Source organism: Alysiella crassa DSM 2578 (genome assembly GCF_000745955.1).
Lineage (GTDB): Bacteria > Pseudomonadota > Gammaproteobacteria > Burkholderiales > Neisseriaceae > Simonsiella > Simonsiella crassa.
On the sequence record NZ_JQKH01000079.1, the window covers coordinates 1 to 12,286 of the forward strand.

Below are 12,286 nucleotides of genomic sequence, written 5' to 3' on the forward strand. Positions count from 1 at the left end.
CCCCAAGAAACGGTTTCTTGGCTGGGGAGGAAGGATTCGAACCTTCGCATGCTGGAATCAAAATCCAGTGTCTTAACCGCTTGACGACTCCCCAACTGCTTGCTGCTGATTTTGCTCTGCAACATCAGAAAGTCGGCATTATGGCGATTATTGTTTGCGCTGTCAATCGCTTTATTTGCCGTATTAATTCATCTATTTGATAATAAAGTAAACAAAGGTGAATGTGTGATGTTTTTCACGCACCAAGTTTGCCAATTTTCAGGCAGCCTGCTTTGGATTTCCGCCGCCAATTGTGGCGTTTCGCAGGGCAAAAATAGGCAGGAGCCTGAACCTGTCATGCGCGGTTCGCCGTGTTGCGCCAAAAGATGAAAGGCAGCCTGAACTTTGGGATAATCTTGTAATACAACAGCTTGCATATCATTACGCAGGGGCTGGAGATTGTCCCATGTTGGGTTTGGGTTGCTGGGGCTGTTACGTGGCAAATCGGGGTGGGCGAAAATTTTGGGGGTGGCAACGTGTTCGTCTGGGCGCACGAGTACATAATATTGTTGTGGAATATCAATGGGCTGTAATTGTTCTCCCACGCCACGCGCAAACGCTGTTTGCCCAAAAATAAAAAATGGTACGTCCGCCCCAAGTTTCACGCCGATGTCAATTAATTGGGCTTGATTGAATTGGCAATCCCATAATTGATTCAATGCCAATAAAACGGTCGCGGCATTGGAGCTGCCGCCGCCCAGTCCACCGCCCATCGGGATTTTTTTGTTTAACCAAATCTCTGCACCGTTCAGGCTGCCTGAATGGTTTTGCAGGGCTTGGGCGGCGCGGACGGTTAAATCGTGTTCGGGCGGCACGCCATCGGTGGGGGTGTGCAAAATAATTTGGCGGTCGCTGCGTGGCGCAATGCGAATTTCGTCATATAAATCAATGAGTGTAAAAATACTTTCTAGGGCGTGGTAGCCGTTGGGGAGTTTGCCGATAATGCGTAGGTCTAAATTCAGTTTGGCGGGGGATAAGTAGGTTTGCATGGGAAATTTCGCTGTGTGGGTTGATAAAATAGGGTTTCAGGCTGCCTGTCAGTACACAACAAAATTCATGTAGGGTGCGTATTACGCACCAAATTGACAGCAATTTGAATGTGTTGGTGCGTGGTACGCACCCTACATTTTTGATGTTGGTACAATTACCGTGTACCAAAAGGCTGCCTGAAACATCAAATGGCTTGATAAAATAGCCATTTTACCAAACTCACTCATTATCCGATGTATTTGCAAAATATTTTACCCTTTGCCCACAGCCTACTTTCAGGCTGCCTGAAAACGGGCGACATCGCCGTTGATGGCACAATGGGCAACGGCAACGACACCGCCCTACTCGCCCGTTTGGTCGGCGACACGGGGCGCGTGTATGCCTTTGATATTCAAGCCGCCGCGCTCGCCGCCACTGAACAGCGTTTGCGTGAACACCATCTGTTGCCGCGTGTCCAATTGATTCACGCGGGACACGAAACGATGGCGCAACACGTTCCGCCCCAAATTGCCGCCGCCGTGTTTAATTTTGGCTATTTGCCACGCGGCGACCACCGCATTACCACGCTGCCTGAAAGCAGTTTGGCGGCGATTCAGGCTGCCTTAAATTTATTAAAACTCAATGGCTTGATGGTATTAGTATTGTATCACGGGCATGAAATGGGCAAGCTGGAAAGTCGGGCAATCAGCGATTTTGTCGCCCAATTGCCGCAGCAACAATTTCGCGTATTGCGTTATGAATTTGTCAATCAGAGCAATTGTCCGCCGTTTATATTGGCGGTGGAGAAAATTCAGGCAGCCTGAAAAACAAATTTCCCACATATCACCCAACCATCTAAAGCATAGAAACAAATTATCTTGACACGCCCCACGCAATCGCATTTAATCCAATTTAAGTGGGCGCAACGCCTTGAAAATTTTCACAAACCCGATTAAGGGCTTTTTTATTTTTATAAACAAATGATTATATTAGACAATATTTCCAAAAAATACCAAAATCGCGACAAATCATGGTTTACCGCCGTAGAACCCACCCATTTAACCATTGAACAAGGCGAAATTTTCGGTTTAATGGGCTACTCGGGCGCGGGCAAATCCACCTTATTGCGCCTAATCAATCTCTTGGAACGCCCCGATACGGGCAAGGTCTTGATTGACAAGCAAGATTTAACCGCCATGAACGAAGCCCAACTGCGCCAAGCCCGCCAACAAATTGGCATGGTTTTTCAACAATTTAATTTATTGAGCAACCGAACCGTAGCCGAAAACGTGGCGTTTCCCTTGGAAATTGCGGGCTGGCAGCCTGAAAAAATCGCGCCGCGTGTGGCGGAATGTTTGGAAATTGTCGGTTTGACCGAACGCGCTGGGCATTATCCCGCGCAATTATCGGGCGGACAAAAACAACGTGTCGGCATAGCCCGTGCGCTTGCGCCCAATCCCAGCGTGATTTTGGCGGACGAGCCGACCTCCGCGCTTGACCCGATTACCACACGCAGCGTGTTGGCTTGCTTGAAAGAAATCAATGAACGTTTCAATGTAACCATTGTGATGGTAACGCATGAAATGAGCGTGATTCGCAAATTGTGTCATCGTACAGCTTTGTTACATCAAGGAAAATTATTGGAAGTGGCGGAAGTGAAAGATGGCGTGATTTTGGCACAATCGGAAATTGGGCAAGAATTGTTGCGAGATGATTAAATACAGATTTCAGGCAGCCTGACTGAAACACGATTTCATGAATATTTTGCATAAAATATGCCATTTAATTATTTATCTTTTTCAGGCTGCCACACCATAATCTCCATTTCACTCAATTTTTAATATATGGGAGCTTGTGATGAATCATCAATCCGATTCTTTAAAAAACAAACGCTTGCATAAATTGCTCAATGTCATTGAATGGCTGGGGAATTTATTGCCACACCCTGTGGTTTTGTTTTTGATTTTTATTGGAATTTTATTGCTGACTTCGGCAATCGGCGCGTATTTTGATTGGAGCGTGATGGACCCGCGCCCCGAAGGTGCCAAAGGTCGCGCGGCGGACGGCATGATTCGCGTGGTCAATCTGCTGAATGGCGATGGTATTGTCAAAATGCTGGAAAATTTAGTCACCAATTTCACAGGTTTCGCGCCTTTGGGGACGGCTTTGATTGCGCTCTTGGGTGTGGGCGTGGCAGAACGCTCGGGTTTGATTTCGGCTGCCATGCGCGCGCTGATTTTGAATGCGCCCAAACGCTTGATTACATTGGCAGTTGTGTTTGCAGGTGTGATGTCCAATGTGGCTTCTGAATTGGGTTATGTGGTGATTATCCCCTTGGCTGGCATGGTGTTTTACGCTTTGGGGCGACACCCGATTGCGGGCATTGCTGCCGCGTTTGCAGGCGTGTCGGGCGGTTACAGCGCGAATTTGCTGATTGGCACGGTGGACCCGATTTTGTCGGGCATTACCCAACAAGCCGCGCGCATGATTGCCCCTGAATACACAGTCGGCGCAGAAGCCAACTGGTATTTTATGGCATTCAGCGCGATTTTTATTTCATTGTTGGGCTGGTTGATTACCGAAAAAATCACCGAACCACGCTTGGGCAAATACGAAGCCGAAGCAGGTACAGCCGAAGCAGGCAGCCTGAATATGCACCAATTAACACATGACGAAAAACGCGGTTTAAAAGCGGCTGGCGTAACATTATTGGTTTTGACGGGCATTGTTTTGGCGTTGTTGCTGCCTGAAAATGGCATTTTGCGTAACCCGAAAACAGGTTCAATCACCAGTTCGCCCTTTATGAATGGCATTGTGGCGTTTGTGTTTATTTTCTTTTCCATTACGGGAATTGTGTTTGGGCACGTGGCTGGCACGATGAAAGGCAGCGCACAAATCATTGAAGGCATGGAAAGTTCCATGAAATCCATGTCTTTGTATTTGGTGTTGATTTTCTTTGTGTCGCAATTTGTGGCGTATTTCAGTTGGAGCAATTTGGGCCCGATTTTGGCGGTGCAAGGCTCGGAATTTCTGAAAAACATTGGTTTAACAGGCGGTTTGCTGATGTTCTGCTTTATTGTGATTTGCGCGTTCATCAATTTGATGATTGGTTCGGCTTCGGCACAATGGGCGGTAACCGCACCGATTTTTGTGCCTATGCTGATGTTGGCAGGTTACGCGCCTGAAACGATTCAGGCTGCCTACCGCATTGGCGATTCTGTTACCAATATTATTACGCCTTTGATGAGCTTTTTTGGTTTGATTTTGGCGGTGTGCATACGCTATAAGAAAGACATGGGCGTGGGCAGTTTGATTGCGATTATGTTGCCCTATTCGGTGATTTTCTTGTTGTTTTGGAGTTTTGCGTTTTACATTTGGGTGTTTGTATTGGGTTTGCCCGTTGGACCAGGTTCGCCCATTTATTATCAGCCCTAAAATCAATGTTTTTTGACAACAGGCAGCCTGAAAAATCCTAAAATCCTAATAATCGGCAATCATTTTCAGGCAGCCTAAAACGGAGAAAATCATGAAAAAAACCTTATTATTCAGCTTACTGTTTTTAAGTGGCAATGTTTTCGCACAAACGCCCGAACAAATTATCCAAAAAATCTACCCCAAATATTCGCAACAAAATCAATGTCATCAAGTGCAAGATGGCGACGCGGGCGATTATTGTATGCGCCAACACAAACGCGAAATCCGCGACACCGCACAAGGTAAGCTGATGTATTTATTGTACAAAGGCGACCGCTTTGATTTTACTGAAAATCGCGAAAGTGGCGGACATGCCTCCACAGGTTTAGCGGGCTTTTTTGTGTTGAAACACCAATCTGGCAATGATTGGGCGTTGCTTGCCAGCGCACCGCGTGAAAGCGTGGGTTCATTTGGCGTTGCGCCCGAAAAATGGACGTTCCACGAATTTGGCAAAGACAAATGGGCTTTTTGACCACGCACGGCGATGTTCATCAAGGCGTTTCAGGCAGCCATTATGTGCTGTTCCACCACAATGGCGGGCGCAAAATCGGCGTAAGCTGGTTGGGCGAAAGCCACAGCAATTACGGCTATTATGGCGACAAATGCGAAATTTACGAAGACGAACCCAAACGCCAAAAAGATTGCGTGAAAAACACCTTGTTTGATTTGGACAGCAAAATCAAAATCTTGCGCGACCAAACGCCAAATGGCGGTTTTTATCCGATTCAAATCGCGGTAAACGGTCATTCAGGGCAGAAAAAATACCGCCAACAGGTTTACCGCATGAATTTTGACGCCAAATCAGGCAAATACATTGAGCCGAAAAATTATGTTTTGAAAGACATCGATTATTAAACCCAATATTTTTCAGGCAGCCTGAAAGGTGATTTTGATGAAAAAATCTTTATTTTTAATGATGTTGTGTTTGCCCTTGTTGGCGCAAGCCGTTTGCGAAACAGGCAATGTTTACGAAGACATAGATTGCCATGAACGTGAAATCGCCAAAATCAAACCGAAAATGAACGCCACTTACCGAGAATTGGTCAAACTGAACACGCATGACGCGCACAAAAGTTTTGAACAATCACAAAAATTGTGGTTGCAATTCATTGAAAAAGATTGTGAATTTGAAAACACGCCCAGCGCAATGGCACAAGGTGCAGGCTCTGGATTGGGTTTGTTGGCGTGCAAACACGAACGTTACGCGGCACGATTGAAACAAATGCAAAATATTGTGCGTGAATTGCGTGAAGTAAAATAATTTTTCAGGCAGCCTGAAAGGATTTTTGACGATGAAAAAACGGATTTTGATGTGTTTTTTGGTATTGCTAAATGGTTTTGCTTATGCCAAATCGGAAAGGCAGATTTTGTTTGCTTGTAAAACAAAAAACAATAAAATTATTCAATTAAGTAAACAAAATGACCGCATTCATTATCAATTTGGCAAAAATTTCAGGCAGCCTGAATGGCGTTTTTCTGTACCAATTGGCGAAGTTTATGGCACAAGCACACGCGTGATTGCGGACAATGGCGAAAATATTGAAATCATTGATATTTTTCTGACAAACGGTACAGTGTTATTTAGTCCCTATATGATTGGTCAGCAAAAATCTGGCTTATGGCTGCGAAACAGCATGGGCAAAGTCTCGGACGTGGTTTGCAAACCCAAAACTTTGCAATTTAATACAAGCATTTTTAAACAACTCAATCATGATGTTCCTGCTGAATTTTATGATTGATTTTTCAGGCAGCCTGAAACCTTTTTTAACCCACTATTTTAAAAATAATCATGAATTTAGAAAACATCATCAAATTACTTCCCGAATTTCAAAAAGCCCTGTTGGAAACCCTGCTGATGGTGGGTGTATCCGCCAGCGTGAGCGTGGTTTTGGGTGGACTATTGGGCGTGTGGCTGTTCACAACGGGTCGCGGACAAATCTTTGAAAACACAAAATTAAATGGCGTGTTAAGCTGGCTGGTCAGCTTTATGCGCGCGTTTCCATTTGTGATTTTGATGATAGTGCTGATGCCGCTCACACGCCTGATAGTCGGCACATCGTTTGGTTGGGGTGCGGCTTGCGTGTCATTGAGCGTGGCGGCAAGTTTTTATTTTGCGCGTTTGGTGGAACAAAATCTCAACGAAGTTCCCAAAGGCGTGATTGAGGCGGCGCAAGCCATGGGTGCATCACGCAAAACCATTATTTTCAAAGTGTTATTGAGCGAGGCACGTTCGGGCTTGGTGTTGAGCGTTACCATTTTGATGATTGCGATTTTGGGCGAAAGCGCGGCGGCAGGCTTAATTGGCGGTGGCGGCATTGGCGATTTGGGGATACGTTACGGACACCAGCGTTATATGCCCGATGTGATGGCGGCGGTGGTGGCGATTTTGACGGTGTTGGTGGTTGCCATGCAAACTTTGGGGAATGTGTTGTCAAAAAAATTGAATAAGCGATAAGGGCTAAATCATGACAACATTGGTTTATTTATTTGTTTTGTTTATTGTTTTGGGCATTGCGATTGCGGCATATTTTATGCCTTTGTCCGACAATCAAGATGATGACGATGAACACACTCCCAGCCCAAAACCCAAAACAGACGAAAAAAAGCCCAGTGTTTTCAAAACCGAAAAAACCTTATCCGAGAAAAAAGGCGCGGTGGGCGAACAAATCATTAAAGTGATGGCATTAAGCCAATTAGACCGACAAAAATACATTCATTTCAATAATTTGATTATCCCAAGCCAAGATAAAACCACACAAATTGACAACATTATCGTGTCGCCATTTGGGATTTTTGTGCTGGAAGCAAAGTATTTTTCAGGCTGGATTTATGGTCAAGCCAAGCAAGTAAATTGGACACACACTTTATCGCGCCACAGTAAATTTCAGTTTAAAAACCCATTGCGACAAAATTACAAACACATCAAAGCCTTATCATCATTATTAAGGCTGCCTGAAAGCCATTTTCATTCGGTGGTGGTGTTCACACATCGTGATTGTCAGCTTAAAACCGATTTGCCTAAAAATGTGTGCTTGATACGGGATTTATTCAATTATATTGATGAATTTAAAACAGAAATTTTAACTGAACCACAAATTCAGACAGTTTGCCAAATTTTGTCGCAAGAACAATGGCAAGCCACACCAGAAAGATTAGCCGCACACATCAAGCAATTTCAAACAGAATAAATGTGCAGGCAGCCTGAAAACTCATTAGCAACACCTTAAAAAAAAGAAAGAATAAAACCATGAAAACAATCGGCATTATCGGCGGCATGTCGCCCGAAAGCACCGCGATTTATTACACGCAAATCAACCGTTTGGTCAATGCGCGTTTGGGTGGCAACCACAGCGCGAAAATCATCTTACAAAGCCTTGAATTTGAAGAAATTGTCCAAAAACAAAAATCGGGCGATTGGCAAGGCGCTGGCGCAATTTTGGCGCAATCGGCAAAAAATCTGCAAAACGCAGGGGCTGATGCGATTGTGTTGGCAACCAACACCATGCACAAAGTGGCTGATTTAATTGAACAAAATATTGATGTACCCTTTTTGCACATTTTGGACGCGGTCGCGGAAAACATTCAACACAATCAAATGCACACCGTGGGTTTGCTCGGCACGCGCTTTACCATGCAAGATGATTTTTACCGTGGCGGATTGGCAGCGCGTGGCATACAAGCCCTTGTTCCCAATGATGAAACGCAAGCGGAAATCCACCGCATTATTTTTGAAGAATTGTGTGTGGGCAAAATACACGCATCCAGCAAACAATTTTATCTGAACACAATGGCGGATTTGGCAAAACAAGGCGCACAGGGCGTGATTTTGGGTTGCACCGAAATCGGCTTATTGGTGCAGCAGCAGGATACACCCACGCCTTTGTTTGACAGCACCGAGATTCACATTAAAATGGCGGTGGATTATTTGTTTCAGGCTGCCTGAAAGGTCAAAACAAATGCATGAACCCGACATCATTGAATTTTATGACGACCAACGTGCCGATACTTTCGTTGGGGGCAATGCAAATTTTTGGCATTTGGCGGATTGCTGGGTTTGGGGCAGATGTTTTTGTTTGCCGTCATTTTGTTGGTTACGCAAAATTTACAAGGCGTTCTTACAGTTGGTTCAGCCAAGCCAAGTGGCGGACAAACCGTGATTGTCATGCTGATTGCCCATTGGTTTTTGTTGAACAAATTGCAATGGGGTTTTGAATTTCGTGCTTTGGACGCAGAAGTGGAACAAGACCATTTGATTTATTTGCAAATATTGATTCGTTGCCTGATGATAATGTTTGCTTTTTGGATAAATGCGTGGGTTTATGCAGCGATTATTACTTTGTTTTGGCTGTTTATTTTTTGGGGTGTGGCTTTGCCCAGCGTTAAGAAACCCAATTTTCATGGTGCATATCGCCCCGAAAGCACAGCCATGAAAACAGGCGCAACAATCGCCCTATTGATTGGCGCAATACAATTTATTTGGCTCGGGAAAATTGTGTTTCAGGCAGCCTGAAAAACATTTTCTTTTTTTAATTTTATTTTTTAAACCAAACTTTTGGAGTTTTTTTCAATGAACACAGGTATTTTTAAATTGTCTTTGGCTGGCGTGATTGCATTGGCATTGTCGGCATGTGGCGGACAACAAGCGCAATCTAGCCAAACAGCCGCCCCAGCTTCGGGTGCGGCTTCTGCGCCTGTGGTGGCAAAAGCAGAAATCCGTTTCGGCACGACTGCTGGTGATTTTGGCGATATGGTCAAAGAGCAAATCCAACCCATGTTGGAGAAAAAAGGTTACAAAGTTACCTTGACCGAATACACCGACTACGTTACCCCAAATAAAGCATTGGCGGAAAGCGCAATTGACATCAATATTTTCCAACACAAACCCTATTTGGACACCTTCAAAGCGGAACACAAATTGGATTTGGCGGAAGTGTTCCAAGTGCCAACCGCGCCTTTGGGCTTGTACGCTGGCAAATTGGCAAAATTGGAAGACGTGAAAGAAGGCAGCAGCGTATCCATTCCCAACGACCCATCTAATTTGGCGCGCGCTTTGGTGATGTTGGACGAATTGGGCTGGATTAAACTGAAAGACGGCATTGACCCACTCAAAGCTGCCGTGAGCGACATTGGCGACAACATCAAAAAAATCAAATTGGTGGAAATGGAAGCGGCAAACTTGCCACGTTCACGCCAAGACGTTGATTTTGCGATTGTAAATGGTAATTACGCCATGTCATCGGGCATGAAATTGACGGAAACTTTGTTCCAAGAACCCAGCTTTGCCTATGTGAACTGGTCTGCCGTGCGCACCGCTGACAAAGACAGCGCGTGGGTGAAAGACGTGGCAGATGCCTACAATTCCGATGAATTTAAATCGTATGCGAAAACCAAATTTGCAGGTTACAAATACCCTGCGGCTTGGGGCGAACAGGCGGCAGATTCTGCGGTTGCGGAAGCCAGCGCGGTGGCTGCTTCGTCTGCCAAATAATTGGAATAGGTAAAAATCAGGCAGCCTGAAAATGTGTAGGCGTTTTCAGGCTGCCTGATTTTATGGCTTTGTCAATTTAAGCATTTGAATAAATAGATAAATCATGTAAAAAACATTTCCCCGCCCATGCCTATGTTAAAATCACGCTGTTTTCATCAACCCAAACCAAATGACTGAATAAACTATGCCTTTATTGAATTGCAAAATGCGTGTATTAGTGGGCTTGCTGGGCTTTGGGCTTTCAGGCAGCCTGTGGGCAGCACACACCCCCAATCATGTGGACATCAACAAATCTCCAGAATTACAACGTGTTACGCGTATCACTCAACAGTTAGAACGCAGCAAAATTATTGAAGATACGCAAAATACTTTTTCGCTCTTGGGCGCGGAAATTGCGCTGGAACGTGGGCAGCCTGAATTGGCGTTGAATACCTATTTGGCGGTATTGAAAAAAACCAAAGACCCCGAAGTGGCAGAACGGGCAATGGAATTAGCGGTGAGTTTGCGCCAATATCAGTTGGCAGAAGAAATTTACGCGCTCTGGCAAGACATTCAGCCCGACGCCAGCCCCGCGCAACGCCGTATTTCATGGGCGCGCGCTTTGGCTTCTGGCAATGCGCCAGAAGTGTTTGAGCAGCTTGACGCCATTTTGAGTGAAGCGGAAGAAGGTCAAGTTCGCCGTATTTTCCTGATGTTATCGCAAGTGAGTTTGCATAATTCGGAAATGGTGCGCACGGGCGGCAAACACATTCACAAATTGGCATGGCAATACGCCGATATGCCCGAAGCGATGATTGCGGAAACCATTTACAGCGCAGGCAATCAGGAAACCAAACACACCATCGCGGCATTGAAAAAATTATCGGAAATTGACACGGAATTGTCTTATGTAACGCGCATGACTTTGGGCGTGTTGATTCGTGAGCAACCCAATATTTTATTTAAATTTTTTGATAAACACGACAGCCGCGATTTGCCTACCATGTGGCAGGAATTGGAAATTGAAAATCTGATTCAGGCAAAAAAATATGGCGAAGCGCAAAAGCGTTTGAAAAAATTATTGGACAATAATCCCAACGCCAATTTGTATTTTTTAGCGGCTTCGCAAGCGTATCAACACAATAAAAATGCACCAGAAGCCTTGATTTATCTGGAAAAAGCCCATCAACACGGCACGCCACAACAAAAAGGTCGCGCCGCCACCATGTTAGCCATTCATTTTTTGAGCGACAATCGGTGGGAAGAGGCGGAAAAATGGATAGCGCGTATTCAGGCTGCCGAATTTGCGTTTGATAAAAATGTGTTGGAAATGTCGCTGGCGGCGGAACGTAAGCAATGGAATCAAGTGATTAAGTTATACAATGATAACCGTGAACTTGCGCCCAATATCCAGCACCATATTTTTGAAGAAGCGCAACGTGAACAATTTTATGTGTTTGCTTTGGCGGAAACGCGTGCGCCGCAGGCTGTGTTGTCGGAATTAAACCGTATGTTGAAAGCAGCCGAAAAAAATTCGGATAATCAAAGAATTGGCGTATTATTGTATCAGCGCGGGATTTTGTATTCCGACAAATTGAATCGTTTGAATGACGCGATTGTGGATTTGCGCCGATATTTGGCTTTGAATCCTGAAAGTGCGGCGGCGCAAAATTCTTTGGGCTACACTTTGTTGTCTTTGCCTGAATTTGTGAATGAGGGCGCGGAATTAATCAGCAAAGCCTATCAAAAAGACCCTGAAAATACAGCGATTAATGACAGCATGGGTTGGGCGTATTTTATGAAAGGCGATTATGCCACCGCGAAAATTTATTTGGAATTTGCCTACAAAAATGAACCCAGCGCGGAAGTGGCGGCGCATTTGGGCGAAACCTATTGGCTGATGGGCGAGCAAGATAAGGCACGGACGGTGTGGCAGGAAGGCTTGAAATTGGATAAAAATGACAGGGTTTTGAATCAAACATTGTTGAAATATAATGTGAAATTTTAATTCACAGGCAGCCTGAAAAGGGTTTCAGGCTGCCTTATAGTCGCAGAACTGAAAAAGCAGTACGGCGTTGCCAACGCCCTTATGTACTATTCGTACACGGCGGGCGTTGTCGCCTTGTACTGCATTTTCATTTCTACGACTATATTATTCATATTGGGGAAATGGTTTATGGAATTTGTGGAACAGGATTTGGGGCATTTGCTCACGGTGCAATCTTATCAAAATGGCGCATTGGAAGTAGCTGGGCAAGTGTATGATTATCCGATTATTTTAGGCGATGAAATTATCAGGCTGCCTGAAAACAGCGTGGCGGATTTGACGGCGGAGAG

Annotated in this window: 15 protein-coding genes and 1 tRNA gene; 14 read left to right on the forward strand and 2 right to left on the reverse strand. The window is 45.0% G+C overall.

The window, feature by feature from the left end; all coding sequences use genetic code 11:
* Positions 1–18: 18 nt before the first annotated feature.
* Both Q338_RS10240 and ispE read right to left on the reverse strand, forming a co-directional pair.
* Positions 19–94, reverse strand: a tRNA-Gln gene (locus Q338_RS10240).
* 94 nt (positions 95–188) lie between these two features.
* Positions 189–1,028: a 4-(cytidine 5'-diphospho)-2-C-methyl-D-erythritol kinase gene (gene ispE / locus Q338_RS10245; protein ID WP_034295042.1), complete on the reverse strand. Its 840-nt coding sequence runs from the start codon at positions 1,026–1,028 to the stop codon at positions 189–191.
* A gap of 74 nt (positions 1,029–1,102) precedes the next feature.
* Here ispE and Q338_RS15380 point away from each other — a divergent pair, with 74 nt between their 5' ends.
* The 14 genes from Q338_RS15380 to Q338_RS10305 all read left to right on the forward strand — a co-directional run bounded on the left by Q338_RS15380 (position 1,103) and on the right by Q338_RS10305 (position 11,957).
* Complete coding sequence (locus Q338_RS15380; protein WP_280517501.1) at positions 1,103–1,234, forward strand: hypothetical protein; 132 nt, start codon at positions 1,103–1,105, stop codon at positions 1,232–1,234.
* Positions 1,235–1,262: 28 nt separating this feature from the next.
* Complete coding sequence (locus Q338_RS10250) at positions 1,263–1,832, forward strand: tRNA (mnm(5)s(2)U34)-methyltransferase (protein WP_034295044.1); 570 nt, start codon at positions 1,263–1,265, stop codon at positions 1,830–1,832.
* 156 nt (positions 1,833–1,988) lie between these two features.
* A complete protein-coding gene (locus Q338_RS10255; RefSeq protein ID WP_051968601.1) occupies positions 1,989–2,726 on the forward strand; it encodes a methionine ABC transporter ATP-binding protein in 738 nt (245 codons plus the stop codon).
* Positions 2,727–2,865: 139 nt separating this feature from the next.
* Positions 2,866–4,443: an AbgT family transporter gene (locus Q338_RS10260; RefSeq protein WP_051968602.1), complete on the forward strand. Its 1,578-nt coding sequence runs from the start codon at positions 2,866–2,868 to the stop codon at positions 4,441–4,443.
* Positions 4,444–4,534: 91 nt separating this feature from the next.
* A complete protein-coding gene (locus tag Q338_RS15210; protein ID WP_051968603.1) occupies positions 4,535–4,954 on the forward strand; it encodes a hypothetical protein in 420 nt (139 codons plus the stop codon).
* A complete protein-coding gene (locus Q338_RS15215) occupies positions 4,912–5,337 on the forward strand; it encodes a hypothetical protein (protein WP_244773114.1) in 426 nt (141 codons plus the stop codon). The genes Q338_RS15210 and Q338_RS15215 overlap by 43 nt, the downstream gene beginning before the upstream one ends.
* A gap of 37 nt (positions 5,338–5,374) precedes the next feature.
* Complete coding sequence (locus Q338_RS10270; RefSeq protein WP_147293693.1) at positions 5,375–5,743, forward strand: lysozyme inhibitor LprI family protein; 369 nt, start codon at positions 5,375–5,377, stop codon at positions 5,741–5,743.
* Between the two features lie 31 nt (positions 5,744–5,774).
* Complete coding sequence (locus Q338_RS10275; protein WP_034295048.1) at positions 5,775–6,221, forward strand: hypothetical protein; 447 nt, start codon at positions 5,775–5,777, stop codon at positions 6,219–6,221.
* Between the two features lie 50 nt (positions 6,222–6,271).
* Complete coding sequence (locus Q338_RS10280) at positions 6,272–6,937, forward strand: methionine ABC transporter permease (RefSeq protein ID WP_034295050.1); 666 nt, start codon at positions 6,272–6,274, stop codon at positions 6,935–6,937.
* A 10-nt stretch (positions 6,938–6,947) separates the two neighbouring features.
* Positions 6,948–7,670 (forward strand): nuclease-related domain-containing protein, encoded by a 723-nt coding sequence (locus Q338_RS10285; RefSeq protein ID WP_034295052.1) that lies wholly within the window; start codon positions 6,948–6,950, stop codon positions 7,668–7,670.
* Positions 7,671–7,729: 59 nt separating this feature from the next.
* Positions 7,730–8,425 (forward strand): aspartate/glutamate racemase family protein, encoded by a 696-nt coding sequence (locus Q338_RS10290; RefSeq protein ID WP_034295055.1) that lies wholly within the window; start codon positions 7,730–7,732, stop codon positions 8,423–8,425.
* 87 nt (positions 8,426–8,512) lie between these two features.
* Positions 8,513–8,992: a hypothetical protein gene (locus Q338_RS10295; RefSeq protein ID WP_034295058.1), complete on the forward strand. Its 480-nt coding sequence runs from the start codon at positions 8,513–8,515 to the stop codon at positions 8,990–8,992.
* A gap of 57 nt (positions 8,993–9,049) precedes the next feature.
* Positions 9,050–9,970, forward strand: a complete 921-nt coding sequence (locus tag Q338_RS10300; protein WP_034295060.1) for a MetQ/NlpA family ABC transporter substrate-binding protein — start codon at positions 9,050–9,052, stop codon at positions 9,968–9,970.
* 205 nt (positions 9,971–10,175) lie between these two features.
* On the forward strand, positions 10,176–11,957 hold the full coding sequence (locus tag Q338_RS10305) for a tetratricopeptide repeat protein (RefSeq protein ID WP_169815860.1): 1,782 nt from the start codon (positions 10,176–10,178) through the stop codon (positions 11,955–11,957).
* The last annotated feature ends 329 nt before the right edge of the window (positions 11,958–12,286 follow it).

Bases quoted from the DNA above. Each gene is read 5' to 3' on its own strand.
- ispE (WP_034295042.1), bottom strand. From the start codon at position 1,028: ATGCAAACCTACTTATCCCCCGCCAAACTGAATTTAGACCTACGCATT.
- Q338_RS10250 (WP_034295044.1), top strand. From the start codon at position 1,263: ATGTATTTGCAAAATATTTTACCCTTTGCCCACAGCCTACTTTCAGGC.
- Q338_RS10255 (WP_051968601.1), top strand. From the start codon at position 1,989: ATGATTATATTAGACAATATTTCCAAAAAATACCAAAATCGCGACAAA.
- Q338_RS10260 (WP_051968602.1), top strand. From the start codon at position 2,866: ATGAATCATCAATCCGATTCTTTAAAAAACAAACGCTTGCATAAATTG.
- Q338_RS15210 (WP_051968603.1), top strand. From the start codon at position 4,535: ATGAAAAAAACCTTATTATTCAGCTTACTGTTTTTAAGTGGCAATGTT.
- Q338_RS15215 (WP_244773114.1), top strand. From the start codon at position 4,912: ATGGACGTTCCACGAATTTGGCAAAGACAAATGGGCTTTTTGACCACG.
- Q338_RS10270 (WP_147293693.1), top strand. From the start codon at position 5,375: ATGAAAAAATCTTTATTTTTAATGATGTTGTGTTTGCCCTTGTTGGCG.
- Q338_RS10275 (WP_034295048.1), top strand. From the start codon at position 5,775: ATGAAAAAACGGATTTTGATGTGTTTTTTGGTATTGCTAAATGGTTTT.
- Q338_RS10280 (WP_034295050.1), top strand. From the start codon at position 6,272: ATGAATTTAGAAAACATCATCAAATTACTTCCCGAATTTCAAAAAGCC.
- Q338_RS10285 (WP_034295052.1), top strand. From the start codon at position 6,948: ATGACAACATTGGTTTATTTATTTGTTTTGTTTATTGTTTTGGGCATT.
- Q338_RS10290 (WP_034295055.1), top strand. From the start codon at position 7,730: ATGAAAACAATCGGCATTATCGGCGGCATGTCGCCCGAAAGCACCGCG.
- Q338_RS10300 (WP_034295060.1), top strand. From the start codon at position 9,050: ATGAACACAGGTATTTTTAAATTGTCTTTGGCTGGCGTGATTGCATTG.
- Q338_RS10305 (WP_169815860.1), top strand. From the start codon at position 10,176: ATGCGTGTATTAGTGGGCTTGCTGGGCTTTGGGCTTTCAGGCAGCCTG.